This window comes from Aquisalimonas sp. (assembly GCF_007120195.1).
Taxonomy (GTDB): domain Bacteria; phylum Pseudomonadota; class Gammaproteobacteria; order Nitrococcales; family Aquisalimonadaceae; genus Aquisalimonas.
This window is the reverse complement of record NZ_SKOG01000115.1, coordinates 1-26,796: the sequence shown is the minus strand read 5'-3', so window position 1 is coordinate 26,796 and position 26,796 is coordinate 1. Positions and strand designations below refer to the sequence as shown.

General features: G+C 64.3%; 26 protein-coding genes. 9 read left to right on the top strand and 17 right to left on the bottom strand.

Annotated features, from left to right (window positions below; genetic code table 11):
- On the top strand, nucleotides 1-276 hold a 276-nt coding region (locus QZT63_RS08815; RefSeq protein WP_290650408.1), incomplete at its 5' end, for a GGDEF domain-containing protein.
- A 207-nt stretch (nucleotides 277-483) separates the two neighbouring features.
- Complete coding sequence (locus QZT63_RS08810) at nucleotides 484-2,628, top strand: EAL domain-containing protein (protein WP_290650406.1); 2,145 nt, start codon at nucleotides 484-486, stop codon at nucleotides 2,626-2,628.
- 258 nt (nucleotides 2,629-2,886) lie between these two features.
- Here QZT63_RS08810 and QZT63_RS08805 read toward each other — a convergent pair whose 3' ends face one another.
- The 5 genes from QZT63_RS08805 to QZT63_RS08785 all read right to left on the bottom strand — a co-directional run bounded on the left by QZT63_RS08805 (nucleotide 2,887) and on the right by QZT63_RS08785 (nucleotide 9,527).
- Entirely contained in the window at nucleotides 2,887-4,563 is a 1,677-nt protein-coding gene (locus QZT63_RS08805) for a carbon starvation protein A (protein ID WP_290650404.1), read from the bottom strand.
- A 405-nt stretch (nucleotides 4,564-4,968) separates the two neighbouring features.
- Complete coding sequence (locus tag QZT63_RS08800) at nucleotides 4,969-6,303, bottom strand: autotransporter outer membrane beta-barrel domain-containing protein (RefSeq protein ID WP_290650402.1); 1,335 nt, start codon at nucleotides 6,301-6,303, stop codon at nucleotides 4,969-4,971.
- A 500-nt stretch (nucleotides 6,304-6,803) separates the two neighbouring features.
- Nucleotides 6,804-7,628 (bottom strand): glutamate racemase, encoded by an 825-nt coding sequence (murI, locus tag QZT63_RS08795; protein ID WP_290650400.1) that lies wholly within the window; start codon nucleotides 7,626-7,628, stop codon nucleotides 6,804-6,806.
- A 37-nt stretch (nucleotides 7,629-7,665) separates the two neighbouring features.
- On the bottom strand, nucleotides 7,666-8,514 hold the full coding sequence (locus QZT63_RS08790) for an NAD-dependent protein deacetylase (protein WP_290650398.1): 849 nt from the start codon (nucleotides 8,512-8,514) through the stop codon (nucleotides 7,666-7,668).
- 56 nt (nucleotides 8,515-8,570) lie between these two features.
- Nucleotides 8,571-9,527, bottom strand: a complete 957-nt coding sequence (locus QZT63_RS08785) for a LysR family transcriptional regulator (RefSeq protein WP_290650396.1) — start codon at nucleotides 9,525-9,527, stop codon at nucleotides 8,571-8,573.
- 553 nt (nucleotides 9,528-10,080) lie between these two features.
- On the opposite strand from QZT63_RS08785, the gene QZT63_RS08780 reads away from it, so the two are divergent.
- Nucleotides 10,081-10,254, top strand: coding sequence for a hypothetical protein (locus QZT63_RS08780; RefSeq protein ID WP_290650394.1), 174 nt, complete (start codon nucleotides 10,081-10,083; stop codon nucleotides 10,252-10,254).
- Nucleotides 10,255-10,348: 94 nt separating this feature from the next.
- Here QZT63_RS08780 and QZT63_RS08775 read toward each other — a convergent pair whose 3' ends face one another.
- Genes QZT63_RS08775 through QZT63_RS08765 form a run of 3 tightly spaced genes read right to left on the bottom strand, consistent with a single transcriptional unit; the run spans nucleotide 10,349 to nucleotide 12,118 of the window.
- The gene (locus QZT63_RS08775) at nucleotides 10,349-10,708 is read right to left on the bottom strand and encodes a hypothetical protein (RefSeq protein WP_290650392.1); all 360 of its coding nucleotides are present in this window, start codon (nucleotides 10,706-10,708) and stop codon (nucleotides 10,349-10,351) included.
- Nucleotides 10,705-11,247: a peptide-methionine (S)-S-oxide reductase MsrA gene (msrA, locus tag QZT63_RS08770; RefSeq protein ID WP_290650390.1), complete on the bottom strand. Its 543-nt coding sequence runs from the start codon at nucleotides 11,245-11,247 to the stop codon at nucleotides 10,705-10,707. Before msrA ends, QZT63_RS08775 begins: the two co-directional genes overlap by 4 nt.
- A 19-nt stretch (nucleotides 11,248-11,266) precedes the next feature.
- Nucleotides 11,267-12,118 (bottom strand): MBL fold metallo-hydrolase, encoded by an 852-nt coding sequence (locus QZT63_RS08765; protein WP_290650388.1) that lies wholly within the window; start codon nucleotides 12,116-12,118, stop codon nucleotides 11,267-11,269.
- Between the two features lie 246 nt (nucleotides 12,119-12,364).
- On the opposite strand from QZT63_RS08765, the gene prs reads away from it, so the two are divergent.
- Nucleotides 12,365-13,342, top strand: coding sequence for a ribose-phosphate diphosphokinase (prs, locus tag QZT63_RS08760; protein WP_290650386.1), 978 nt, complete (start codon nucleotides 12,365-12,367; stop codon nucleotides 13,340-13,342).
- A 167-nt stretch (nucleotides 13,343-13,509) separates the two neighbouring features.
- Here the strand turns inward: prs and QZT63_RS08755 are convergent, their stop codons facing one another.
- Complete coding sequence (locus QZT63_RS08755) at nucleotides 13,510-14,127, bottom strand: phosphoribosyltransferase family protein (protein WP_290650384.1); 618 nt, start codon at nucleotides 14,125-14,127, stop codon at nucleotides 13,510-13,512.
- A 339-nt stretch (nucleotides 14,128-14,466) separates the two neighbouring features.
- Between QZT63_RS08755 and QZT63_RS08750 the strand changes: the two genes are divergently transcribed.
- Together QZT63_RS08750 and phbB are read left to right on the top strand one after the other, a co-directional pair.
- Nucleotides 14,467-17,127 (top strand): AMP-binding protein, encoded by a 2,661-nt coding sequence (locus QZT63_RS08750; RefSeq protein WP_290650382.1) that lies wholly within the window; start codon nucleotides 14,467-14,469, stop codon nucleotides 17,125-17,127.
- Nucleotides 17,128-17,410: 283 nt separating this feature from the next.
- Nucleotides 17,411-18,133: an acetoacetyl-CoA reductase gene (gene phbB, locus QZT63_RS08745; RefSeq protein WP_290650381.1), complete on the top strand. Its 723-nt coding sequence runs from the start codon at nucleotides 17,411-17,413 to the stop codon at nucleotides 18,131-18,133.
- 151 nt (nucleotides 18,134-18,284) lie between these two features.
- Here phbB and QZT63_RS08740 read toward each other — a convergent pair whose 3' ends face one another.
- From QZT63_RS08740 to QZT63_RS08730, 3 genes are all read right to left on the bottom strand, one after another.
- Nucleotides 18,285-18,548 carry a hypothetical protein gene (locus QZT63_RS08740; protein WP_290650379.1) on the bottom strand — a complete coding sequence of 88 codons (264 nt, stop codon included), beginning with the start codon at nucleotides 18,546-18,548 and terminating at the stop codon, nucleotides 18,285-18,287.
- Nucleotides 18,549-18,951: 403 nt separating this feature from the next.
- Nucleotides 18,952-19,287: a hypothetical protein gene (locus QZT63_RS08735; RefSeq protein WP_290650378.1), complete on the bottom strand. Its 336-nt coding sequence runs from the start codon at nucleotides 19,285-19,287 to the stop codon at nucleotides 18,952-18,954.
- A gap of 2 nt (nucleotides 19,288-19,289) precedes the next feature.
- On the bottom strand, nucleotides 19,290-20,468 hold the full coding sequence (locus tag QZT63_RS08730; RefSeq protein WP_290650377.1) for a hypothetical protein: 1,179 nt from the start codon (nucleotides 20,466-20,468) through the stop codon (nucleotides 19,290-19,292).
- Nucleotides 20,469-20,821: 353 nt separating this feature from the next.
- Here QZT63_RS08730 and QZT63_RS08725 point away from each other — a divergent pair, with 353 nt between their 5' ends.
- Nucleotides 20,822-21,559, top strand: a complete 738-nt coding sequence (locus QZT63_RS08725) for a GMP synthase (RefSeq protein ID WP_290650375.1) — start codon at nucleotides 20,822-20,824, stop codon at nucleotides 21,557-21,559.
- A gap of 132 nt (nucleotides 21,560-21,691) precedes the next feature.
- On the opposite strand, the gene QZT63_RS08720 is transcribed toward QZT63_RS08725, so the two are convergent.
- The 3 genes from QZT63_RS08720 to QZT63_RS08710 all read right to left on the bottom strand — a co-directional run bounded on the left by QZT63_RS08720 (nucleotide 21,692) and on the right by QZT63_RS08710 (nucleotide 24,067).
- Entirely contained in the window at nucleotides 21,692-22,264 is a 573-nt protein-coding gene (locus QZT63_RS08720; protein WP_290650374.1) for a GNAT family N-acetyltransferase, read from the bottom strand.
- A 584-nt stretch (nucleotides 22,265-22,848) separates the two neighbouring features.
- Entirely contained in the window at nucleotides 22,849-23,445 is a 597-nt protein-coding gene (locus QZT63_RS08715) for a class I SAM-dependent methyltransferase (RefSeq protein ID WP_290650373.1), read from the bottom strand.
- The gene (locus QZT63_RS08710; protein ID WP_290650371.1) at nucleotides 23,435-24,067 is read right to left on the bottom strand and encodes a DUF2306 domain-containing protein; all 633 of its coding nucleotides are present in this window, start codon (nucleotides 24,065-24,067) and stop codon (nucleotides 23,435-23,437) included. The genes QZT63_RS08715 and QZT63_RS08710 overlap by 11 nt, the downstream gene beginning before the upstream one ends.
- A gap of 134 nt (nucleotides 24,068-24,201) precedes the next feature.
- Here QZT63_RS08710 and QZT63_RS08705 point away from each other — a divergent pair, with 134 nt between their 5' ends.
- Nucleotides 24,202-24,813, top strand: coding sequence for a TetR/AcrR family transcriptional regulator (locus QZT63_RS08705; RefSeq protein WP_366636480.1), 612 nt, complete (start codon nucleotides 24,202-24,204; stop codon nucleotides 24,811-24,813).
- Between the two features lie 320 nt (nucleotides 24,814-25,133).
- Complete coding sequence (locus QZT63_RS08700) at nucleotides 25,134-25,349, top strand: hypothetical protein (protein WP_290650367.1); 216 nt, start codon at nucleotides 25,134-25,136, stop codon at nucleotides 25,347-25,349.
- Nucleotides 25,350-25,589: 240 nt separating this feature from the next.
- Here QZT63_RS08700 and QZT63_RS08695 read toward each other — a convergent pair whose 3' ends face one another.
- Both QZT63_RS08695 and QZT63_RS08690 read right to left on the bottom strand, forming a co-directional pair.
- Entirely contained in the window at nucleotides 25,590-25,958 is a 369-nt protein-coding gene (locus QZT63_RS08695) for a YajD family HNH nuclease (RefSeq protein ID WP_290650365.1), read from the bottom strand.
- A gap of 258 nt (nucleotides 25,959-26,216) precedes the next feature.
- On the bottom strand, nucleotides 26,217-26,796 hold a 580-nt coding region (locus QZT63_RS08690), incomplete at its 5' end, for an AMP nucleosidase (RefSeq protein WP_290650363.1).

The window sequence follows — 26,796 nt, the reverse complement described above, 5'->3', positions numbered from 1 at the left end:
TTCGCCGTGCTGTTACCGGAATGTGACGCCCAACAGGCGCTCGAGGTCTCGGAGCGCTTGCGTCGAGCGATGGCACGTCGCCCCTTCGAAACACCAACAGGAATTGCGGTCCCGGTGACGATCAGCATTGGCGTCGCGGTGCACGACCCCTCGGAAGACCACAGCACGGCGCACGGCGATGAGCTGCAAGCGATGATGCACGTGGCAGACCAGAACCTTTATCATGCAAAGACATCGGGTCGTAACCAGATCGTGGGACCAGCGCCTCACCAGTGACCCCCTGGCCAAGCACCGTCGCCGGGTGCAACACTGGCGTGCAGGCAGCCTCTGGGTTGCCGCGAATGGCCCCTGGCGACCCGACCCGGCGCTCGCAGTCAGGAGCTAAAATGAGAAATGCTCCGCGCAACCCCAGACAAAACCCCGTATTCTGCACATTCTGCGGCTGTTGGGGCATGGGGTTCTAGAGGCGGCAGGGGGGGAATCATGCGTCCGAGGCAGCGGAATCGCGCCGAGACACGCTCAACAGCGACCGATACAACACCGGGCGTGCACAAGGACACCGCCGCTCAGGCATTGCTCGAGCTGAGGGCGATATTCGAGAATGCCGCCGTCGCCATTGTCTTCACGCGCGGTCGGCGCATTCAGCGCTGCAATGAGCGCGCCGCCGAGATGTTCGGCTTCAGCTCTCCCCGCGATTTGGCCAACGAGCCCGCCATCGTCATCCACAAAGACGCCGAATCTTATGAGCAGATGGTCGCGAAGGCCACGCCGCTGCTCGCAGCCGGCCAATCGTTCCACTCGGACTGGCCATTCCGCAAGACCGACGGGCGAGAACTGGTGTGCAATGTATACGGCCAGGCGGTGGATCCGAGCCGCACCGATGACGGCGCGGTATGGGTGATTGAGGACGTCACGGAAAACAGGCGAACGGAGTGGGCCTTACGCGAGCGCCAAGCGATCCTCAATACCACCATGGAATACATGGATCAGGGGATCAGCATCGTCGACGCCCACCTCAAGGTCCTCGCGGTGAACCGCCGGTTTCGGGACCTGCTCGATTTCCCGGAATGGCTATGTCAGCCGGGCACCGACTTTGAGGCGTTCATCCGCTATAACGCCGAGCGCGGCGACTACGGACCGGGCGATGTCGAGGAGCAGGTCCGCGAGCGTGTCACCCTGGCTTGGCGCTTTGAGCCGCACGAGTTCGAGCGTGAGCGCCCGGACGGCACGGTGCTGGAAATCCGCGGTCGCCCGATCCCGGGTGGCGGATTCGTCACCGTTTATACCGACATCACCAAGCGTGCGCGCGCCGAAAAGCGGGTCCAGTATCTCGCCACCCACGACAGCCTGAGCGGGTTGCCGAACCGTGAGCTGTTCAGTCAATTGCTGACCCACACGCTCACCTCCGCACGTCGTTACATCCGCGCCTTCGGCGTGCTGTTCATTGACCTGGATCGCTTCAAATTGATCAACGATACCCTCGGCCACGAGGCCGGTGACCAGCTGCTCAAAGAGATGGCGAGCCGCTTCAAGAACTGTTCGCGGGAGAGCGACGTCGTCGCCCGGCTCGGAGGCGATGAATTCGTGGTGCTCATCCAGGAAGTCGACGATAGAGAGCACGCCGCCGCAATCGCAGACAAGTTCGCCGCCGCGGCCCTTGAACCGGTCACAATCATGGGCCGGGAGTGCAGAACCACGGCAAGCATCGGCATCTGCCTGTTCCCGGATGATGCGCAGGACGAACAGACGCTGATGAAAAACGCGGACATCGCCATGTACCGCGCCAAGGAGGCAGGCAAGAACACCCACCACTTTTATTGCCCATTACTCGACAGCCGCTCATTCGACCCAATGGCGATGGAAGTGGACCTGCGTCGCGCCCTCGAACACAATCAGTTCTCGCTCGCCTACCAGCCGAGGCTCGACCTGGAAACGGGCGCAATCACCGCGGTCGAGGCGCTCCTGCGCTGGGAGCACCCGCAACATGGCACGATCCCGCCGTGCAACTTCATTCCGATTGCCGAGGAAACGGGCCTGATCGTCCCGATCGGGAAGTGGGTGCTGCAAACGGCCTGTGCGCAGAACGTGGCCTGGGCGCAAGCCGGCCTGCCGCCCGTGCGCATGGCAGTGAATCTCTCACCGCGACAGTTCCGCGACCAGAACCTACTCAAAGACCTCGCGGCCACTCTGCACGACTCCGACTTGGATCCGAACCGCCTGGAGCTTGAGGTGACGGAGAGCGTGATCATGTTCAACATCGACCACGCCGTCGACAAACTCAATGCCATCAGGGCGTGGGGCGTGCGCCTGGCCATCGACGACTTTGGCACCGGTTTTTCTTCCTTATCCCACATCAGGGATTTTCCGATCGATACACTCAAGATCGACCGCTCGTTCATCCGCAAGCTCGGCACAGACCCCGAAGACCAGGCGATTACCAAGGCCATCATCTCCATGGGCAGCACGCTCAATCTGCGGGTGGTGGCGGAGGGTGTGGAGAGCCGAGAGCAACTTGACTTCCTGCGCCAACAGGCCTGCCACGAGATGCAGGGGTTCTACTTCAGCAAGCCGGTTGAACCTGCGCAGTTCGCGAAGCTGCTGCGCCATCATTTGCCGCGTCACGGGTAGGACGGGTAGGCGAAGCGTCCGGGCGCGGCTATCACTCCCATCCGCCGATGGAATTGACACCGCCGGGTCGCCAGCCGGGCGAGGGTTAGGGCCCTTATGGTGGTGCCAGCCCCCGAGTGTGCCACCCACCGAGACAACGCACGCAGAGCAGCACGGGGCCCCTTGTCTGTCGAACCGGACCTGGCCCTTGCCAGGCCCGGTTACCCATGCTGCGACGAGTCACTGTTCACCGTCCGGACTCAACGCCCGGTGCGTGCATCAGCTCGCGGTGCCTCGCGCCTCCTGGAGGTGGCGGCGCAGGGTGCTGGTGCTCTCCAGGAGTACCATCACCGCAGCCACGAGGATGATGACATCGAGGGTGAGCAGGAACCAGTCACCCGCCTGGTAGAAGTTCACCAGCTGCACAAGCAGCGCCAGCGTTGTCATCACCAGCAGAAAAGTCAGCGGCACCAACGTGTACCACATGGGACGCCCGAGCCTTACCAGAATGACAGTCACCACCAGCAGCGTAAGCCCCGCCAGCAACTGGTTGGTCGTGCCGAACAAGGGCCAGATCAGCATGCCGCCGGTCCCATCGGGCCCACCGGCGCCGAAGGCCAGGGCCAGGCAGGCCCCCACGGCAACGAGGGTGGACGCCGGGACGCTGCGCAGGATGGGAAGGTTATAGATGGTGCCCCACTCCTGAATGATGTAGCGCTGCAGGCGAATACCCGTATCCATGGTCGTGCCGGCGAACAACACCGCCATGACGGTGAGCAGCGTCACGGCCACGATCTCGGGGAGCCCGGTGCCGGCAGCCACGATGGCAGCGCCCCCTTCGACGAAGGCACCGACACTGCCGGCGCCGAAAGTGTCATACACCGCCTCCCATTGGCCAAGCGTCGCGAAGCCGGCGGTGGTGGCCAGGATCGCGGCCAACGCCAGACACCCCTCGCCGACCGCCCCGAAGTAGCCGACAAAGCGCACGTCCTTCTCGTTGTTGATCTGCTTGGATGTGGTCCCCGAGGAGACCAGACCATGGAACCCGGAGATGGCCCCGCAGGCGATGGTGACGAACAGTAACGGGATAAGCGACGGTGTCCCCGCCGGCACGTCGGCATTGAAGGCCGGCGCCACGACCGTCGGATTTGCCACCAGGACGGCGGCGTAGATCAGCCCGAGGCCGATAAAAAGCTGCAGGCCGTTGATATAGTCACGCGGCTGCAGAAGCATCCACACCGGCAGCAGGGAGGCAATGGCCGCATAGAGGAACAGCAACAGGATCCACTGTGTATGGGGCGGCAACCCGACAGCCGTCTCCGGCAGCTCGATGGGCATCATCGGGCCGATTCCGATCAGCCCGTACAGGGCTGCAACGCCGACAATGGAGACCGTCAGCAACCCGATCTTGCGCCGATAAATGAGCTGCCCGATGATCAACGCCACCACGATGGCGCCCCACACCGGAATCACCGCCGTGGGATTGGCCACCAGCAGGTTGGCAATAACCACAGCGAACACGGCGTTGACCATGAGCAGCACCAGGAAAATCACCACCATGAACAGTGTGCGTGCCCGGGCGCTGACCACCTCGCCGGTAATCGCGCCAACGGAGCGGGCCTTATGACGCACGCTCGCCCAGATCGCAGCGGTGTCATGGACGCCGGCAAAGAAGATGGTGCCGAAGACCACCCACAAAAAGGCGGGCACCCAACCCCAGATCACCGCGATGGCAGGCCCCACAATAGGGGCGGCGCCGGCGACCGAGGTGAAGTGATGGCCCCACAGAATAAACTTGTTGGTCGGGACGTAGTCGATGCCATCCTCAAGTTCATGGGCTGGCGTCCTGAAGTTGGGATCAAGCTGGTAGATCTTTTCAGCGATGAATTTGGAGTAAAAGATGTAACCGAGCGCCATCGCGCCCAGGCCGAGCAATAAAATGGCGATTGCACTCACAGCCTCTCCCCCTTTTATGACGGTGGATGACGCTTCGCTAATCCACCCTTACGCCTCAAGGTATTGTCTATTTCGCGATGACCCGGCAACGCTGTTTTCATCGTTCTGCACTCGGACACCGGAATCGCCCGCTGCGGAGGGGCGAACGGAATCCCGGCGTATGTCCTGGCTTCAGTCTGGTCGGGGTTCAGGGAGAAAGCAATATCCGGGGATGAGCTCGACCATCGACGGCCTGCTTCGGCACACACCGCGTGCGGAAGCCGCTCGCCGCCCGCCCGGCATACGGGGCGCAGCGGGGACAGACCCCCGACTCAGGCGCACCCGGGCCACCTCGTGCCAAGCGAGAACTTTTTCCGCGAACCGGCAAAAACATTTGGCACAATCCACGCCTTTGCGCGCGATCGCTCAGAACTCCATGCGCACGCCGGCATCGATCCGGTAGAGCCGCTCGTCACCGAGGCCCTCCACGCTCTCCAGGAACAGCGATGCAGAGCGTCCTTCGGTGAAATATCCGGAGACGCCCAGAGCCACGTTCACCCGGGTGCGGTCCGGGCCTTCCGCGCGCAAGGTAAACCGGTCCTGGTCCTGGAAGCGAGCACCGATGGAGCGGCTGTCGCCGCTGAGCTCGCGCTCCAGCCCCAAGCGGGCCGTCGGTAACAGGATGCCCTGGTCGAAGGGATAGGCGTAGCTGGCCTGGATCGCACCTTCCAGGGTCAAAGATTCCACGGCCTGGCGGTCGATGGACAGCAGCGACCCCCTTCCCGGCCCGTCCGGATCGCTGGGGGACTCGTCGTAGCTCTCGATGGTCACCCGCACGTAGTCAATGCCGCTTTGCAATGAGAACGTCCATGGGCCTTCGATAAAATCCCGACCGCCCCTGAGGCCCAGCGCGTACTCGGTGCCGGCGGGCCGCGCCTGCGCGACCTGCGCGCCCAGCACCGGTCGCTCCGTCTCCAAGCGATTGCGCCCAAGGATGGCGATGCCGTCCAGGTAGAACTCCCCCGGGAACAACTGGCTGCCGAACACGGCCGCGCTGAAGCCCTCCAACTCCACGCCGCCCCCGCCGTTGCGCACGTTGGTGGTGGTCTGCGTGACACCGAGCGCAGCGCCGCCCACAAAATGGGGAGTAAACCGGTAGTCGGCGCCGCCCGTCAGCGTCAGGGCGCGGCTGCTAAAGCCCGGCCTGCTGTCCGTGCTGTCACGGTTGCCGAACGCGGCAGAGCCGTTGATGAACGCGCCAAGGCCGAACTCGCTGTACGGGCTGAACTCCCGCATCTCGCCGGTTCCACCACGGCGATCGTCGAAGAGGGAGCCAGCGGAAAGGCTCTGACCACTGGCGCCGAGGGTAAGGCCAGAGACGTCCAGGCCGCTGGCGCCGTCGCGCAGCCGCTGCATACGCTGGGAGAGGTTACTCAGCTGCTGGCGCATGCCCATGACACTGGCCCGCCCCTGGGCGGCAATCACCTCGGGCGCACGCCCACTCGACACGGCACTTGCGGGCGGCGCACCGTCGGCCGGCTCGTCTTCCGTTGGCTCGTCCTCGGGCGGCGCTTCCTCCGGCGGTTCTTCTTCCTCCGGTGGTGCCTCCTCGGGTGGTGCCTCCTCGGGTGGTGCCTCCTCGGGTGGCTCTTCCTCCGGTGGTGCCTCCTCTGGCGGCTCTTCCTCCGGTGGTGCCTCCTCTGGCGGCTCTTCCTCCGGTGGTGCCTCCTCTGGCGGCTCTTCCTCCTCAGTCGGCGCCAACCCCGGTGGCTCTTCCTCGGTTCGCGCCTGCCCGGGCCGCAATGGCGCGGGGGTCCCTGGGTTGGAAAACAGATCAGGCGGTCTTAGCTGGAGTGGCGGCCCTACCGCCTGAGCGCTGAGGCTAACGGGAGTAGCGCAGGCCAGCACCACCAGCACAGAGCCGAGGTGACGTACGCGGTAAGCCGTTGCTTGCGGCTGGGCTCGGCCCTTAGCTCCGCGCGGCCTGAGCCAGGCCAGCCAGCCTGATACAGCGAACTCCTTCGGGTCCTGCGAGCGCGTCATCACACCCCCCAATCGATACGGCGAGACAAGCCAGCTCGGAAAAGCACAGGCTTCGCGGGCAGTAAGCACCCTCGACAGCCTCCCGGGCTCAGGCTGCACTGGGGCGTGCCCCAGTGCAGCCTTGGCAGCTGTATCACTCAGTTAAAGCTAAAGCGCACTCTTGTGACCGCCTGCCATGTTAGGACCAGCGGCACACCCTGTATGTGCGATGGCAAACACTACCCCTCCCCCGGCCTCAAGGCCTGCAACGCCGGAGCACCGCCCCATAGCCGGTTCAGCACGCTAGCACCCGTGACGGCATCTCCCGTGGTCCAGAAGTGCTCAGTCCCTGACCGTGCGGGTGCGCACAAGGCGGCGCCGTCGTGCAAGCGGCGCTGTAACTGACGCGCCACGGCGTATCCGGTATCGACGATGGCGACGTCCGGCCCGAGCAGTTCGCGAATAAGCGGAACGAGAAAGGAATAATGGGTGCACCCGAGTATCATGGTATCGGCGCGGGCCTCCTGCAAGGGGCGAAGATACCGCCGGAGCAGTGCGCGCGCGTGCTCACCGTCCAGGTGACCGGCCTCCACGGCGGCGACCAGGCCAGGACAGGGCTGGGTCACGACGCGGGCTCGACCCGCATATTGCTCCAGCAGACCAGCAAACCTTGCGCTGGCCAGGGTCCCCTCGGTGGCGAGTACGCCGACAATGCCATTGCGGGTGAGCGCTGCGGCAGGCTTGATGGCGGGTTCCATGCCGATAATGGGAATGGACCAGCGCGCCCGCAAATCCGTTACCGCCACGGCCGTCGCGGTGTTACACGCAACAACAACGGACTTTACCCCCCGGCCGACCAGGAATCCCGTGAGCACCTCAGCGCGCGCCCGGATCTGGGCCGGGCTGCGGTTGCCGTAGGGGACGTGGGCCGCGTCCGCGACATAGAGCAGGTCCTCTGCGGGCAGCAGCGTGCGGATTTCCCGCAGGACGGACAGGCCGCCAAGGCCGGAGTCGAACACGCCGATGGGGCGATTGGCCGCTAGCGTGGCGGGCGTCATGGGCATGCGGCAACTTGATGATAAACGGCATCGCGCACGGCGCTCAGGCCTCCATCGCCTCGGCAGCCGCAGCAAGCGCCGGGCCGCAGCAGGCCTCCACCTTCACTGTGGCTTCCGTATCCCCGCGGGTCCGGCCCTGGTTGAGGACAACGACCGGCAGGCCGCGTGCCGCCGCGTGCCGGACGAACCGGTAGCCGGACCAGACCATGAGCGAGGATCCGGCGACAACCAACAGATCCGACTCGTCCAGGCGCTGAAACGCAAAGGCCACCGACCCCCGGGGCACCTTTTCACCGAAGAACACCACCTCCGGCTTCAGGACGCCCCCACAGCAGGGGCAATCCGGGATGCGGAAGGTCGCGAATGCACTGCTCTCCAGGTCGACATCCCCATCCGGCGCCAGCTCCACGCTGTCCACCTGCCACCCCGGATTGCGCTCGCGTAGTACCGACTGCATGACATCGCGGGACAGCCGGTGGCCGCAGTCGAGGCACAACACCACGTCCAGACGCCCGTGCAGATCGGTGACCCGACGACTGCCAGCGCGTTGGTGCAACCCGTCCACGTTCTGGGTAATCAGCCAGTGCAGCCGACCTGCTTGTTCAAGGCGCGCGAGCGCGCGGTGTCCTGAATTGGGGCTTGCCTGGCGAATCATCGACCAGCCCAACATGCTGCGCGCCCAGTAGCGCCGGCGGGCGTGCTCGGTGCGCAAAAACTCCTGCAGCTGGATCGGCGGCCGCCGTTTCCAACCGCCGCCGGCATCACGGTAGTCGGGTATGCCGGACTCCGTGCTCACACCAGCACCGGTCAACAGCAGTGGCCGCCGGCTTGCCTGCAGCATGGAGATGAACTGCTCCAGGGTGCCGGAATCCGATGCGGGCATGGCAGGCATTGAAGCGCTCCTTCTGAGTGATGGCGACGGCGCCCGGATGCACCGAGCGGCACACGCTAATGGCCTGGCGCGGAACGGCGTACCCCCTTGACCAGTTCCTGATCCTCCCGTTCCCAAGGCGGCAGGGGCGTGAATTCCTCGACCAGGAAATCCACGAACGCGCGCACCTTGCGCGAGAGGTGCCGGCCCGAGGGGAACAGCACGTAGTAGGCGGAGTTCTCCTGCGCGTACTCCGGCAGTAGCTGGACCAGGGAGCCGTCACGGATACATGGCGCAACCAGCCAGGTCGACAACCGCGCCAATCCGACCCCGGCAAGCGCCGCCTCGTACAGGGCACTGGCGGTGTTCGCCCGAAAGTTTCCGCGTACGTGGATGACGCGCCGGCTGCCGTCGTCGAACGCGAACTCCCAGTCGTTGAAGCGGGAAACGTTATACAGCCTCAGACAGTTGTGGTCGAGCAGTTCCTCCGGTGTCTGTGGCGCGCCCAGGCGGTGGATGTAATCCGGTGAACCCACGATGATCCGCCGGTTCACCGCGAGCTTGCGCGCGACCAACGATGGGTCGGTCACCTGCTCGTAGAGCATGATGGCGGCATCGACACCTTCACCCACAAGATCCACCTGCCGATCGGTGAGCTCGAGTTCCAGGTTCAACTCCGGGTGCTCACCCAGAAAACGATTGATCCGCGGCAACACCTCGCCGCGGACAAAGGCAACCGTGCCGGATACACGCAAGGTGCCCCTGGCATGATTCTGCAGAGAGCTGACCGCATCCTCGGCCTCTTCGATTTCGGTCATGATGCGCGCGCAGCGATCGTAGAAATCACGGCCCGCTTCGGTGAGGTTGATGCGGCGGGTGGTCCGGTTGAACAATCGAGCGCCGAGACGATCCTCCAGGCGACGGATCTGCTTGCTGATGGCCGAGGGCGTCATGTCCAGGACACGCGCGGCGGCTGAGAAACTGCCGTCTTCCACACAACGCACGAAGATCATCATCTCCGATGTTCGATCCATGGACCGGACTCCTTACTCCCTCAGCTATTTTTGCCTCACCGGCAAATCTCTCGTAATCGAGACCTGTTTGTCCACGTGATTGACCCCGACTACCCTGCTCCGCGACCTGATGGCCGCAGGAGGCGATTCACGGCGTGTGCGAGCAGCCTCTACGAACTCCACCGGGGCCCGCCAGAGCGCCCCTCTTCGTTGCCGAGTGCCCACGATTTAGTCCGCAGCATCACAAGTATTATGCCTGGCAACCGGATGATCCACAGACTCTTTCGGCCTACTATACGCTCACGTTAGGGGAAGAAACCGACAGCTGGCCCCCGGGGGAACACCACTTCCGGTGCCAACGACTTCCCCGAGTTGAGTTCGCAGGTCGGGTAAATGGGCAGACGGGTCTGTACACACCCCGGCCTGAGAGGGTACACTACCCGGGACGTTGAGGAAGTACCCGCATCCCGGGGCCACCCTTGCGAGATTGAATAATTGCCGACCGGCCGATGGCGCTCGCGTCGACTCCGTTCGGTCCATGGTCCAACGTTTCATCCAATTGAAGGAGGCCGTCATGCAGCACGACCATTTTGAGCATCACACCCCGGCGGCCGAGCAGCCGCAACTGGCTCAAGTTCGCCTGGAAGCGGACATGCTGCGCGGTGCCGTCGCCGCCGCCGGCATCCAGAGCGTCGTCAACGCCGTACGCAGGTTCGCGGCGGGCGACCGCGTAAAGCAGGCGGGTTGACCGTGGGGCCGCAGCGCTCCAATATGAAAAAGCCGCGCTGGCACATCGCCGTCGCGGCTTTTTTGACCTGCACGGCACGCGCGCAGCACCGGCGTTAATTCCGCAGTACGCCGAACTCCTCGCGCAGGTCACGCAGCAGTTCATCGCCGCCGAATTCCTGCCACTCCTCATCCGAGAGGTCGTCCCGCAGCCCTTCGACGAACTCGATCCGATCCGCGAGCTGGCACCGTCGGCGGAGCACACGCTCATGCATTGCCCGATGACGTGGCGTGACCTCGAGGCCCCGCTCTTCGGCTTGCTCTTCGATCTGCGGCCACTCTTCGGCAACCACCTCGGCAGCACGCTCCCGGCAAGCGGCATCGATTTCCTCCAGCGCCGCATCCAGCCCGGAATGCGCCGATTGGGCCAGACCGGCGACGAACAGCCCCGCGGCGAGGCGAACCAACAAGCTCATGGCGTCACCTGCTCCGGAAACGTCGCTTGCGCGTGCTTGAGCTTTGGCGCGATCACGAACTGGCAATAGGGCTGGAAGGTGTTGCGCGTGAAGAAGTCCTGATGCTCCGTCTCCGCGGGCCAGAACGTTGCACCGGGCTCGACCGCCGTCACCAGCGGCTGCCGCCAGACCCCGCTGTTATCCTCCCACTCAATGGCTTCCAGGGCGATGCGCTCCTGTTCGGCGTCCTGAGGCATAATGGTCGAGCGGTACTGGGTGCCAATGTCGTGGCCCTGCCGGTTGAGCTGGGTGGGGTCGTGAATGCTAAAAAACACCTCCAGCAGCTTCCCAAAGCTGATCACCTCCGGGTCAAACCGGATGCGGACCACTTCCGCATGCCCCGTCGCACCGCTGCAAACCTGCTGGTAAGTTGGGTTGGCCCGTTGCCCCCCGGCATACCCGGAGACGACCTCGTGCACGCCCGCCAGCCGCTGGAACACGGCTTCCAGGCACCAGAAGCAACCGCCCCCGACGACCGCTGTGTGCAGCTGCTTACTCATGATGGGGTCTCCTCGTCGCTCATCCCAACGGCCTCCAAGGGCCATCGCCACCACCTGCGACGCGCCCCTCATCCCGCAGCTTCTCAAGGTGGGCGCGCACCGAGCCGAAGGCCACGCGCTGCAGCGCTTCGGGGATGTGCGTGTAGATGCGCCGCACCAAATCTGCGATCTGCTCCTCTCCTTCCATGACCGCTTGCAGCACCATACGTTCCCTGTGCAGGCGATGCTCGATTACTGCCTCCAGCACCTCCCGGGGCGGCTGCAGAAGGCGCCCATGGCCTGGTGCAATGGCGGCGAGATCCAGGCGCATCAGGCGATGCAGCGAATCGAGGTAGTCCTGCATGTTGCCATCTGGCGGACTGATCACCACAGTAGCGCCGTCCATGACCTGGTCACCGGCAATCAGAATACGGTCGTCCTCCAGCAAGAAGCACAGATGGTCCGAGGCGTGCCCCGGGGTATGCAGAACATGGAGAGTGAAATCCCCACCATCAAGCCGATCACCCTCATCCAGTAGCTCATCCGCCTGGAAGCTTGTATCGCGGATACCCGCGAGTTCGCGGGGATGGGCCATGACCTGAGCACCGGTGAGCGCCTGCAGGCGGCGCGCCCCCGGTGAGTGATCCGGATGCGTGTGGGTGATCAGAATCGCCTTGATACGCCCTTCGCCGGCGGCGGCCACCGCCTCCTGATGGGCGGCGTCGTCAGGCCCGGGGTCCACCACCACGCGGTCCGCCTGACCGACAATCCAGGTGTTGGTGCCAGGCCCGGTCATCATGCCCGGATTGGCAGCGGTGATCCGCGCCAGCCGCCAGTTGATCCGATGGACCCGGCCGGGGGTAAAATCTTCTTGCGGTTGACGCTCGCTCATGCGTGAATCATACCCTACCGAGGCCCTGTAACTCGCGCGCACAGCAGCCACCCCTCACCAAGGCGTCGCACATTGGCCGCCGTTGACTGGTATCAGAACCTTGTTGCCGGATTGTGCCGTTTCCCGTCGTGTCCGGCCCACGATCCGCGCGGCCCGCCGACGCCAGACGAAGGTAGACTAGTGTCCTGTAACCGCAGCCTCTCCGGCCATTAGCAACGCTGCCACGGCGACTGATCGAGGTGCATATTGACCAAGCCCCAAGCAAACCCGGCCCGGGTGACACCCCAGGTGTTTGTCCTGGGCGACAGTGAGGCATTTCGCAACTCGTTGGCCACCGAGCTGGGCGCAGAACTAGCCCCCACCGAGGAGCGGACCTTCGAAGACGCCGAGCACAAATTGCGGCCCCTGGTCGACGTCCGTCACCGGGACGTGTATGTGGTGTATCGCCTGGCCGGGGACGGTAGCCACAGCGTCAATGACAAGCTCATGCGCCTGTTATTCTTCCTCGCGACCCTGCGTGATGCCGGTGCCCAACGTGTCACTGCCGTTTTGCCCTACCTGCCTTATGCCCGAAAGGATCGGCGCACCAAGCCTCGGGACCCGGTCACCATGCGCTATCTTGCCCAGCTGTTGGAGGCGGCAGGTGTCGAGCGGGTTGCAGCCCTTGAGGTGCACAACGTCGCCGCCTTTGAAAATGCATTTCGGTGTGAGACGGTGCACTTGGAGGCTCATCGGGCCTTCGCTGAAGTACTGGCAGATCTCGCCGGCGAGCGGCCCATCGCCGTTATCTCGCCGGATACCGGTGGGGTCAAGCGGGCGGATGCGTTTCGGGCCACGTTGGAGCGCATCACGGGCAGGCCGGCAAACCCGGTCTTCATGGAAAAACATCGTAGCGACGGGGTTGTATCAGGCACCGCCGTGGTCGGGAGCCTCAAGGGCTGCCTGGCAGTCATTGTGGACGATCTGATCGCCGGAGGGACCACGATGCGCCGCGCCGTCGACGCCTGTCGCGCCAGCGGCGCGGAGACCGTCGTCGCCGCTGCGACGCATGGGGTGTTTGCGCCCGGTGCAGAGGACCTCCTCAGCGCATCAGGCCCGGACAGGCTGCTGATTACAAACTCGGTAGACAGTCCGGTGCTCGCACGCCCCACGGATCGCCTTGTGGTGCGCCCCGTTGAGCCCTTGGTGGCCAGCACGATTCGCAACCTGACACGCAATGCCTGACGCCGGCAAACCGGGTTCTCGATCAAGTCGCTGACCGGCGACCGCGGGTGCAGCCATGGGCGGGCATCATGGTGAGCCCCTTTGCGCGTCCTCCACGGCCCGCGCCCGCCACCGCCCTCCGGCCCCAGTAGAGCGTTGTCGACTCCACCTCCAGGCCACCGGGCGCATCATTTGCTGAGCAGCGCGATGACCTCGTCGTCGCTGACTTGGCTAAAGTCCCGGAAGAACCGGCCCACTGCACCGAAATGAGGCGTCACGTGCAGGCACACCACCTCATCGGCGACGGCCTGGAGCCGTTCCACGGCGTCCGGCGGTGCAGCGCCCAGGGCTGCGATCAGTCGATCCGGCCCCTTCTGGCGCACAGCCTGGAGGGCGACCTCCATGGTCGCACCGGTGGCGCTGCCGTCGTCCACCACCACAACCACGCACCCCGCAGGATCGATGGGCGGGCGAACCTGCGTATAGCTTTCACGGCGCCTGCGCAGGACTTCCTGCTCAGCCTCCGCCTGACGGTCGATGTACTGCCTCCCGTAGCGCTGCGCGTTGTTCTCGGTGACGTGGATGGCACCATCTTCACTCACGGCACCAATGGCGTATTCGGGATTACCCGGCGCAGGGATCTTGCGCACGAGCACCACATTCAACTCGCCATCGAGCTCCTCGGCGAGCACCTTTCCCATCGGAACACCGCCGCGCGGAATCGCCAGAATCAGCGGGTGCAGCTGTTTGAGCCCGCTCAACCGCTCGGCAAGCTGGTTGGCGGCATCCACACGATCGCGGAACATGGCATCAACCCCGGATCATTGGCCTCTCCATAATAAAGTCTACTACGACACCACCGCTGCCGCGTTAATGCCGGTCAAGGTCCTCCCATCGTCACACGCCCCGCCCTTCCCCGCTCTCGTATTGTGGCTCAACCTCCATCGGCGGACGCTCTGTCTGGAGTCGTCGCACTTTCCGCTCCGGCTGGCAGGGTGTCATCGCAATGTCAGCTACTCCCATCGGAGGAAATCGGCCACCCGTTGGTTGATCTGAGCTAGCCGGCACCGCCGCCACCGGTTTAGTCTCGGCGTCTACGCGCGCACAAGGCACCAATGGCGCAACACAACGACACGAGGATTTCCATGAGCAGCAACACTGTCAGTGAACTAATCAACGCCCGTCCGACGCCGCCTGCGGCTCAGGCAGTGCTCGCACTCGACCGCGAGGGGCTAAACGAGCTGACGCGCACAGACTTGCTGGAGCAGGCGGGCCGTTTTGCCGGGGGCTTGCTGGAGGCCGGGCTGCAACGGGGTGACCGGGTGGCGCTGGTGGCACCCAACTCCATTGACTGGGTCATCGCCGCGGTGGGCGTCATGCAAGCGGGCGGCGTCCTGGTGCCAATCGATACGCAGATGCCGCTCAAGGAGTTCCACTACGTCCTTGAGGATGCCGCGCCCCGGTGGGTACTGACGAGCGCAAGTCTGGCAGACCGGGTTCGGCAGGCAGAGCTGGACCCGGGCCCCGAGCTTCGCCTTCTTGATGCCGATGAGGCCGACGCGCCGAACTGGCGCAAGCTCTGGGCCGAACAACCCCGCAAGGCCTCGGTGGCGCCGGAGGATTTCGCCACCATGTTCTGCACCTCCGGTACCACCGGCCCACCCAAGGGTGTGCCCCTGACGCACGCGAACCTGACGAGCAATGTGGAGTCGCTCGTCGAACTGGAGCTGACCAATGATAACGACCGAATTCTGGTTCCCTTGCCGTTCCACCATGTCTACCCGTTCACCCTTGGCATTCTGGTGCCGCTGCGTCTAGGGATTCCGCTGATCATTCCCTACTCGCTGGTGGGCCCCCAGATCGTTCGCGCCCTGCAGGTGGGCAAGCCCACCATCATGCTGGGTGTCCCACGGCTCTATGAGGCCATCTGGAGCGCGCTACAGGAGCGCGTCAGTGGCCGGGGCGCGCTGGCCCAGCGCCTGTTTCATGGCATGCTTGCGCTGTCCATGCAGGCGCGTCGGCGACTGGGCTGGCGACTGGGGCGCCGACTCTTTCGCAGCCTTCATCAGCGCCTCGCCCCGCAACTGCGCCTGGTCGTCGCGGGGGGCGCGGCGCTCGACCCCGAGCTGGCGGAGAAGCTGCAGGGGCTAGGCTGGGAGGTGGCTACCGGCTACGGACTGAGCGAGACCTCCCCCATTCTCACCTTCAACCCCCCGGATCGCCTGCGCGTGCGCGCCGCGGGCTTGGCCCTGCCCGGGGTCGAACTGCGCATTGACCCCCCGGGCGGGCGCGGGGAAGTCATGGCCCGCGGGGCCAATGTGTTCAGCGGCTACTGGCAACGACCGGAGAAGACGGCCGAGGCGCTCGACGAAGACGGCTGGTTCCGCACCGGCGACCTGGGCGAGTTCGATGGCGACGGTTACCTGTACTTACACGGCCGGAGTTCGGCCATGATCGTGCTCTCCGGCGGCGAGAACATCGATCCGGAGCGGGTGGAGGAGACCCTAAAGAGCGCCCGGGGGGTGCGGGATATTGGCATCCTGGAGCACAAGGACCGGCTGGTGGCCGTCGTCGTGCCCGAGCCCTCGGCGGCGCGAGAATACACTGGCGAGGAGTTGCACAGCCACCTGCGTGAGTCCCTGCAGGAGGCGGCGCGCAGCCTGCCCAGCCACCACCGGCCCAGTCAACTTCAGGTCTCCCTGGATCCACTGCCACGCACCCGGCTAGGGAAACTGCGACGCCATGAACTCAGGCGACTGTATGAATCCCTCGCCGCCGGTGGCGATATGAGCACCGTGGCCGTCGGCCCAATGCCTCTGGAATCCATGGCCCCCGAGGACCAGCAGCTGCTGTCCGACTCGGCAGCCGCGGCCACATGGCACTACCTGGCGGATAAGTACAAGGACATTCGCCTGACACCGGACAGCAGCCTGTCTCTCGATCTTGGCCTGGATTCCCTGGCCTGGGTGAACCTGAGCCTCAGCCTGGGGGAACGGGCCCAGGTCGATTTGGACGACGAGGCAATCGGCCGCATCGAGACCGTCCGCGACCTGCTGCGCGAGGCGGCGGCAGCCAGGCATACGGAGGAAGGCGGCGCCGATCTGGTCACCTCCTTGCGCCAGCCCGACGACGCCGTGCCGGAGCGGTTACGAGTCTGGCTGCAGCCCCGGGGCACGGTACACCGCGCCTGCGGTCGCATCATCGTGGGGCTGATCCGGGCGCTCATGCCGCTGTGGGTGCGGGTGGACGTTCACGGGCGCCTGCCTGAGGAGGGGCCGCTGCTGATCACCCCGAGGCATTTGAGCGCACTCGACCCGGTGGTCATCGCCCAGGCTCTCAGCTATGAGCAGCTCAGGAAACTACGTTGGACCGGGTGGACCGGCATGGTCTTCCGCTCGGCCGTGGGCCGATGGTTCAGCCGCGTCGCCGGTGTCTTACCCGTCGACCCCGCGGCTGCTCCGCGCAATAGCCTGGCGCTGGCGGCGGCGGCGTTATCGCAGGGCCACAATGTGGTTTGGTTCCCGGAAGGTGCACGCTCGCCGGACGGCACACTTCAGCCCTTTCAACCCGGTATCGGGCTGCTGTTGCGAGCCCAACCACACCCCGTGGTACCGATCTCCATTGAGGGGACGGACCAGTTGCTGCCCATTGGACGTCGATTCCCTCGGCGGGGGCGAGTCAGGGTCATCATCGGCGAGCCCGTCAGCGTGGAGCGCTTGCAGGCAGCGGGAGATGACGAACAGGCCATCGCCCGACTGATCCACGACGAGGTCAAGGCACTGTCAGAGCGTGCCGGCGAGAGGTGAACTGCGGCCAGGTCGATCAGCTCGGAGATTCAGGTCTGGTCCGAAACACTCGCGTCACAGCGGTGCAGTGCCAACCCCCACGATGGCAATGGCACGGCACCGTGGCCATCCTGCTTTTGGCCGTGCAGGGGCGCACCTTGGACCACGAACTGTTGGCCGAACGCCACTACCCACTGTTTCAGCAACTGCTAAGATTGTATGACGTCCTGGCGGAAGCGCTGCCCCTAAGTGCTTCCAACGAGCCGGGAACCGACGACCCACTGCAAAAACGGAGTATCAACCAATGGCACGAACTGCACTTGTTACGGGCGGAACGCGGGGCATCGGCGCGGTGATCTCACAATCACTCGCCGAGGCGGGCTACACAGTGGCGGCGACTTATGCCGGTAACGACGAAGCCGCGTCCAAGTTCGAGAAGGAGACCGGCATCAAGGTGTTCAAGTGGGATGTCGGCGACTTCGAGGCCTGCAAGGCCGGAGTGGAGAAGGTCACCGAGGCGCTTGGGCCCGTTGAGGTGTTGGTGAACAACGCCGGCATCACCCGCGACAAAGCGCTGCACCGCATGGACCCCGATAAGTGGAATGCCGTGATTCAGACCAACCTGACCTCTGCATTCAACATGGTGCGGGTAACCATCGAAGGCATGCGCGAGCGCGGTTTCGGCCGCATTGTCCAGATTTCTTCGGTCAACGGGCAAAAGGGGCAGGCCGGCCAGTCGAATTACGCGGCAGCCAAGGCAGGTCTGCTCGGGTTCACCCGATCTGTGGCACTGGAGAACGCGAAAAAAGGGATTACTTGCAATGCGGTCGCCCCAGGCTACACCGCAACCGATATGGTGGCGGCTGTCCCTCAGGACGTGCTGGATAAGATCGTCGCGGAGATCCCCGTCGGGCGACTCGGCGAATCGAAGGAGATCGCCCATGCGGTACGCTATCTTGTCAGCGACGAGGCAGCGTACACCACAGGCATCACCCTCGCTGTCAACGGCGGGCAGTACATGAGCTGAGCCGTGCCCCTGCAGCCGACCTGGGACCTGACGGTCGTGTCGGCTGCAGGCGTCGTGCCCACCCCGATGCCGGCGGCCATTCGGCGCATCGGGTTAGGGTGGCGGCGCAGGAAGTAGCCCACCAGCCCCGCCTGGACCCTTCAGCAATCAATCATGCCGCACCGGCTTGATTCTCGAGACATTCCTCGAGGCCGCGTGTCAGGTTCGCGGCGTGCTGGTGATCGCCCCGCTCACTGGCATTGACGATGTCCTCGATGATCATGCGTGTGAGCCGTTGCCGGCCCTCCGGCGCTTGCATGAGATACCAGCCCATTTCCACCGCCGCCATCCGCGGTATGTGCTCATGCTTGGCAATCGCTTCGACTTGCTCTTCGGTCAGATCCGATAAGGCGATGCAATCCTCGATCGTTAGCATCAGAAGTTTCTCCGGCAAGCGTTTACTACGTGCGGCTCATGAACTCGCCCCTGGAAACAGCCACCGGCCGCGGGCAACTCCCACGACGGTTTCTGTCTCCCAGGGACAAACAGGTTTGCGAATCGGCATGGTGCGCCTGTCACGGCGACATTCGCATCACAGTTTGATGAACTATCCGTGACCGCAGCGCCCCGTGACCTCAGCGCCGTCCTGCGGCGGCGTTACGGACGCTGGACATAGACGTGGACCATTTCGCCAAGACACTATTCATCCTGCTAGTGTCCGGTGACCGACATTCGGTTACAGGACACTAGCGATACGGGCCGCCTCGCGCACGCAAGCCGGCGCCGTTACGGACGGGAGTCCGCCGATCGCCACAATGCTCAACCGATTCCACAGGCCTTTAGCGCGGCGGACCTGGCAGCCACAACGACGTAAACAGCTTCATCTGCTGTTGCATCAGCTCCATGACGCTACGCATGTGCTCTTCGGCAGCCCTGGCGGCCTCGTGGTAAACCTCGGTGGGCACCTGGCCCTCGACCCGCTCGGTGACAACCCGCCCCTCTTCCAGATAATGGCGCTCGGCCCTCACGTGGGCCTCCCCGTCCTGCAGACTTACTTCCGTGCGACTGATCGTCAGCGACAAGCCGGCCATTGGTGGAAACCAGGGCGCCAGCGGCCACTGCTGGCGGACCGGTTCCGGGGCTTTGGACTTGCTCACATCAGGCAACTTGCTCATGGTCAGGAACCTCCGATGGTTGTCCGGTTGCGCGTGATCCGCGCGGCGGCGGTCTCATCGCGGTGCTTGCGCAGATACCGCATAAACGGCGTGCTGCCAGTCCCGACTTGCGTGGGATTCGCCGCGGTCTTCTGCGCCTGGCGGTTGACATAGTTTGCAGCAAATTCCAGGTGCCGCGAACGGAACTCCCCGATGCCGTCGATGCAGACATCAAAGAGTCGCTGCACCTCGGCGTCGCCGCATCCCAGGGCAAATTGGCGCACGTCCGGCCCGGCCTCCAGGGTCTCCAGGAAGGCCCGGTGCACTGCGGGCATGTAACGCCGCATTTCCGAGAGGTAAGGCCGCAGCGGGTCGTCGGCATGGCTGATCCGCAGCACGCCGTCGAGCACCGGGATAATACCACTCTGCGCGCCGGTCTCCCCGGCAAACTGCTGCGGCTCGCCGCCATAGGCGTCCACACCTTCGTAGATCAGCCCGTCGGGCAGGCTCTCATTGTTCTTCCAGCCGTGGATATAGGGCCGGACACGGTTGAAATAGATATACGGGTCGCAGCGCTCGGGCATACGGGCCAATGTCGTGTTCATGGCACCGAGTGCGGTGGCCACCTCCTCGAGGGCGTGGCCCACCCCCGCCGTATCGTCGGCGGAAACGGCCTGCTGTGCGCTGAGGGCGCCCCGCAGCGCCGGTGCCGCGCGGGCCTCAATATCCACGTGGACGAGGATAAACCACTCCTCGTCGAGCCCGCCCAGAAAGTTCTGCAACAGCACAACATTACCCAGTGCAATGGGCCCCGCAGGGTCCAACCGCCGCCAATTGTACAGCGCGTACGAGGCATAGGAGAGCACTGGCGGGCGACCAAGTCGCGCCGCCACCGCGCACCAGGGCACGGCGATATTGGCCGGCAGGACCCGCGCCACCTGCGCTTCGCCCCAGACCCAGGCGTGCCCGAAATAGGACAGCACCATCATGGCGCGCTCGAGCAGCGGCCCTTCGGACAGGAGGTCGACATCCAGCGCTGGCAGCTCGTGCAAGTAACGCCGCACGCGCCCCGCGGCGATCCATTTGGGCAATTCCGCGGCAGCCTGGTCCCACGGCGCAAAGGCCTCCGGCAAGGATTGTGCGGGGTCGGTGGCGGGCAGAAACCCGCGCTCTGGATGCAGCGGAAATCCCGAGGAATCCACGCAATGCCCTCCCTCTACAAAAGCGCTGCGGACTTGCATACGGACTCTATATGGGCGACCAGGTGCCATCTCCAGGGATGTTTCCGGGGAGTTTCACGTAGCCTTCATGGCATTGTGCATCGACGCCCATGCGGCCACCGCGTTACTCCGGGATCTCGTAAGCCTGGGAGATGCCGCAATCGGCTTGAACCAATCACCATCGTCGCCACCAGTAATGCCATAATGGCTCGACTTGCAACAGGGATGGCCGCTGAGGCTTGCCAATCCCGGTTGAAAGGTGCCTCAGGGCTGCGGCCCTGGGCACCGTAAGCAGCACCCGCGTCGTCTCCAGAGGTTTTCCGAGGACCACCAGCATGCACCTGGGCATCCTGCAATGCGACTCGGTCATCGATCACCTGCAGGCACAGTTCGGTGACTACCACGACATGTTCCGGACTTTGCTGCTGCGGGTGGACCCACAGCTATCGTTTCAGGCCTATTCCCTTCCCGACGACGATTTCCCCGACGACTTGCGGGCCTGCGACGCATGGCTTTTCACGGGGAGCGCATACGGCGTCTATGATGACGAGCCGTGGATACGCCGCGCAGAAAACCTGGTGCGACGACTTCACGTCGAACAGCGGCCCACCGTGGGCATTTGCTTCGGCCACCAACTCATCGCCCAGGCACTGGGCGGCCGGGTCGAAAAATCGGACTTAGGCTGGGGCGTCGGCGTGCACACAACGCAGCTCATCGCCCAGGACCGGCTCTGGATGCAGCCGCGGGCTGAGGCGCTGTCTCTGATCGTCAATCACCAGGACCAGGTCCTGGAGCTGCCGGTGGACGCGCGGCGCCTTGCCGGGCACCAGTTCTGCCCCAACAGCATGTTCGAGGTGGGCTCACATATACTCACATTCCAGGGCCACCCCGAATTCACCCCCGCGTTCTCACGCGCGCTGCTGGCACTACGCCGCGAGAGACTCGGCGAGCAATCCTTTCAGCAGGGCAACCACTCCTTGGCACAACCCACCGACGATCTGGTCGCGGCCCGGTGGATACGGCAATTCCTGCGCCGGGCGCATCGGGGGTGCCACGCAGCCAGTGACCTGTGATCCAGGCCCGTTGCCGTGCCAGACGGGACGACGACGCCGGCGGCACGGGTGATCAGCTGTTCACTCGGGTCGCTGTGCCGCAATTCCCCACCTTCAGGGTTCGGGCATCCACCTCGCGTGAGCCCTGGCGGCTTATTGCACGTCCAGCTCCTTGTACATCACAAGCGCATCCACCAGGCCCAAACTTGGATGACGGAACGCCTTTGGTAACCGTCCCACGACTTCAAATCCGTGCTGCTCCCAAAGCCGGATCGCGTCCTCATTCGTGGCAACAACGAGGTTGTACTGCATGGCCGAAAACCCCAGGGAGACCGCTGTTCGCAGAGAATGGCGACACATTTCCGCACCAACACCCCGACCCCGGGCCCAATCCGAGACGATGTAGCCGCAGTTGCAGACGTGGTCACCCGGACCCGATTGATTCGGCTTGATGTAGTACGTGCCAACAATGGCGCCGCTGTCATCGGTGGCAACATAGGTCGCCCGTGGACGCTCCACCCAGACGCGATACGCCTCTTGTTCCGAAATGTCCGGCGGGAATGCATAGGTCTCCCCGGCGCGAAACACCGACTCCAAAAGTCTCCAGGTGGAATCCCAATCGGAAGCTTCGATAGCTCGAATCGTGATCACGCCGCTTCTCCCCGCCTCTTCCCGCCGCTCCGCGACGGAGTGGGCATTGGACTTGAAGGTAAGGATCTCACTCATGACAGGCCTCCGGGAGCGCCCTTGGAAGCGCTGAGCCCCAGCTGCGCATCTCTCTCATCTCCGCCCCATCCTACTCTCCGTGGCGCCGCCGAACATTGCCTGCCTTCAGGCCGATCGCGCGGCAGCGAATCAGCCACAGCCCAGTTCACCGGTTGCAGCACGCCAGCGGCATCGAAATGCAGCGATAACCCCGGCTGTACCAGCCCTTCGGCGCATTGCCCGTGGAAACATCTCAGGGACGGGAACTCACCCTTTGACTGATGGCCGTCTCCGCCATCAGCCTGCACCCGCTCCGCAACCACCATCATTCCAGACCTTCGTTCAGCACAACCCCGAGTATGGGGGCTTTGTGGAGTTGACCGCATCGTTGGGGGTGCGCTGAACGGGAGGTAGCCGCGCAAGTTCTCATCGTGGCGCCAGCGCCCACTTAACTCCGCGCGACCTGGCTCCAATGCTGAGGTCCAAACCGCTTGCCCTTGTCGAGCGTGTCCCGCCCGCAGGGTTGACGTGTGGCAGCTGCCATGGCGCCTCTCCACACCTCCCATTCCTCATTCTGCCTGCCTGTCCGTGGTCGTCGCCGTTCATCAGTGGACATGGGGTGCACAGACCCAAATGCGCACGGCAGGGTTGCGGGTCGGTAGCATTTGGCGCACCGCTAGTCCGCCAGCCTCCAACAAAGCCGGCATGCCGCCCTGGGCCTGATACGCACGATAGCGATCGAGGTGGCCCGCAATCCACTCGTCGGCATGGAGCAAGGCGCGCTGCAGCCCCGATTCGGGTTCCACCAGATCGGCGATCAGCACCGTATCCGCCAACGCGAGTTGCCGCAGGACAGCGACCGCCGTCCGGGGCGGCATCTCGTGGAGGCTCAGCGAGGCAACCGCCAGGTCGGGCCTGAACCTGAGCCACTGGGTCAGATTCCGGGCATCCGCCGCAATGAACTCAAGGTGCGGCAGATTCCGGCGCCGGGCGCTTCGGATTGCGGCATCAATCATGGGCGCGTCACGATCAATGCCCAGGGCGCAATCCACGCGCCACCCAACATCCAGGAGTAGACGGCCGTTCGCGCAGCCTACCTCAACCACCCGTGCCCCGCTGGGAATCAGGCTCGCGAGTTGACGGCGGATTGGGGCGTTGACCCGGTCGGTGATGTGGTTCCGCACCCAGAGTCTAAGGACCACGTGGCAGCCCTCCGTGGTGTCGCCTTGGCCGTACTTCATGCCATTGCGGTTCTGTTGGCCGTTGATACCGGCGCAGCCAGCGCTCGACCGCCGCGAGGTTCAAGGCCCACGACAGCCAGGAGACGATCCGAAACGTGGTTTCGAAATCGATGCCGGCCAGCAAACCCAGCGGGAGCCAAAAGCGCAGGGTGGCCGCTGCGAAAGTCACCGCGTAGTTGCGCAGCATCCATCGCCGATGGGACGCGACATCGCCGCGCAGGGCCGCATGCCAGGCCATGATCCCGCTGCCCATCCAAACAATGGCGGCAAGAGCAAAGCCCCAGGCGCTGACCCAGCCGGCCACACTCGACGCGGCAAAATACAGCCCGCTCAGGGCGGAGGCGAATACCGCAACCAGGTACAGCCGTCCGAGCCATCGATGCAGCATCGGTGAGCGCCGCCGGAAACCCGGCAGCAGCTGGAACGGACCAATCACGATGGCGAGGGCGCCGCCGCCGACGTGGGCCCAGCCCAGTATCGGCGACGCCAGGAACCTCTCCAGAAAGGGCTTGCCCCCGAACCCGTCGACCGTCATGAACATGATCGCGTTGGCACCCGCGCCAATGGCGCCGAGCAGCACCATGAACCAAAGGAGCCGATAAGGAACGGTCATCGGCAAGCCCGCCACGCAAGACGCCGCGTCACATTCATGAGGACGACCTCCCTGGCGTCAGTTCTGTGCAGAGTTGTTTTATTACGTCGTTATATAACTTCGTTATGGTATCGTGTCAAGCCATGGGACGCCCTCGCCAACACGACGAACACACGCGCGCAGAGCTGCTTGAGACTGCCGCACGGCTGCTGACAACACACGGACCGGAGGCCCTGAGCATGCGACGGGTGGCCAGGCTGGGGGAGACCAGCACGCAAGCGATCTACACCCTGTTCGGCGGCAAGGACGGCCTGATCCGCGCCATGTATCGGCAGGGTTTTGAGACCCTTGACCGCTATCTGGCGACTGTTGCGCCGGGCGATGACGCGGAGGCAGAACTGTGTGCACTGGCCCTCGCCTACCGTGGCAGCGCGCTGAGCCAACGCCACCTCTACACAGTCATGTTCGCCTGCCCGCTGCCGGAATTCGTCCCGACCGACGAAGACCAGCAACTCGCCCTTGGGACGCTGGAGCGATTGCGGACGGCGGTCCGGCGGCACCAACGCGCGTTCGGCCGCCATGATGTGGAAGCCGTCACCCTGCAACTGTGGGCCCTCGCCCACGGCCTCGCCTCCCTGGAACTTCAGGGTGCCTTGGGGGAGCCCGAACAGGCCGCGGGGTATTGGCAACAAGCGTTTCGGGCGGCTGTCCACGGCTATGGCGCTGCGGCCGACTGATTACTGTGTGATTGTGAACCCATGCCGCGTTGGTCACGCTCAGGCAGTGTGAATGCGTCACGAGTCGCTGACTTCGGCAGTGGGAGGTCGTTTGTTGCCTCGCGCCCGTGCGTTGGCTGGCTATACTAGTGTCCTGTAACCGAAATGCGTTGTCTTTTGAGCTGCCTGTCCGGCCGCGCAGCGGTGTTGCCGGTCCTCGCCGTAGGGCCCGCTACGCCTTCGGCCCGGCGCCTAGCCCCGAAGGCGCACCGACAAGCAAAAGACAACGCATTTCGGTTACAGGACACTAGCCAGACATATCTTATGAGGGTCTCGAACCCATGACGAAATGGAAATGCAGCGTCAAGCCTTCTGCTTTAAAGGATGCTCGCGCTTCGCTGGGGCCACTCGCGGATAAAACCTATTGGGTTGAAGCCGGTAGCGCCGAGGACGCGCTGATCAAGGTCACGGAGGAGATCGATGCTCAACACCCCATGACGACACTGCCGTCGGATCTGCTGGAGGACTGGCTGGTGCTGGAACCTGCCGACAGTTGAGCCGCGGCGTGACCATGCCGCGCACGCACAACGCAGGCATGCCGGCAGAGCCTATCGGTACTGAGCGGCGATGCCGAAGGAATCAGTGGGCGTCCACCCTCACCCTGGCGCTCGCTTAACCGCTCCACCACGCTGAGATCGAGCGACTACCCGCGTTGCACACCAGTGCAAACGCCCTCCCCGTCGTCGCGCACTTTCCCCCGAGCAGCGCCGCGACCGGGCAGACGTGAGTCGCGCGCGTCAGGGCTTCTTATCGTCCAGTAGCGACTTGAGCACCGAAAACGGTGAATGCGTGGCCCCGGTAACGCGTTCCGACGCGGAGCCAGTGCCTGCTTGCGCCTCAAGCTGGCGCTGATGCTCATTATCGTGGCAATAGACGCACAGCAGCTCCCAGTTACTCCCGTCGGGCGGGTTGTTGTCGTGATTGTGATCACGGTGATGAACAGTCAACTCGCGCAAATTGGTGCGGGTAAATTCACGCCCGCACCGGCCGCAAATCCACGGGTAGATCTTCAGAGCGCGCTCACGGTAGCCCTGATTACGCGTCTCGGCTGCGCGGCGGGCCTCAGCGGTGATTCGATCAAGCTTGGCGGTGTCGATCTTCTTCATGGCCTGTTTTCAGCGCCTCCGGCGTAACGAACTTCCCTTGATTACACAACATCTGATCGCCAAAGTCATGGCCGCGCTACGGCCGATGACCAGCGTGGATCGACCGGTTGGCACGCAGGGTGCGGGGCGGTCTTTGCGGGGCCCACCTTAAGGCCCACGCTGCAGTTGTGGACGGGCTTGGCCAGCGGCACTGGGGCGGCCCCTACCGCAGCTGCGGCACTTAGCAGCGACTGGCGCTTCACCGCCCTGCGATGCGACCTAACGAAATGCGACCTCGGCGAAGCTGCGCAGCTTGCGCGAGTGCAGCCGCTCAGGGTCATAGACCTTCAGGTTCTCTACCGCCGCAAGGCCGATCTCCAGGTGCTGATCCACGCGCTGGCGGTACAATTCGCTCGCCATGCGGGCGAGCTTGATCTCGCCATGCATGGGCTTGTCCGAGACGCAGAGCAGGGTTCCGTAGGGCACTCGGAAGCGGAAGCCGTTGGCCGCAATGGCCGCGGACTCCATGTCCAGGGCGACCGCCCGGGACTGGGAGAGCCGCCGGATCGTGGTGGCGTGATCGTCGAGCTCCCAATTCCGGTTATCGACGCTTGCCACGGTGCCGGTGCGAATGATCCGTTTCAGTTCAAAGCCGTCGTATCCCGTGACGTCACGGCTCGCGTCTTCGAGCGCGATTTGGATTTCCGCCAGAGCGGGGATAGGCGCCCAAAGGGGCAGTGCCTCGTCGAGGACATGATCCGCGCGCACGTAGCCGTGCGCGAGCACGTAGTCGCCCAGTTTCTGCGTGTTCCTGAGCCCGGCGCAATGGCCGAGCATCAGCCACGCGTGCGGGCGCATC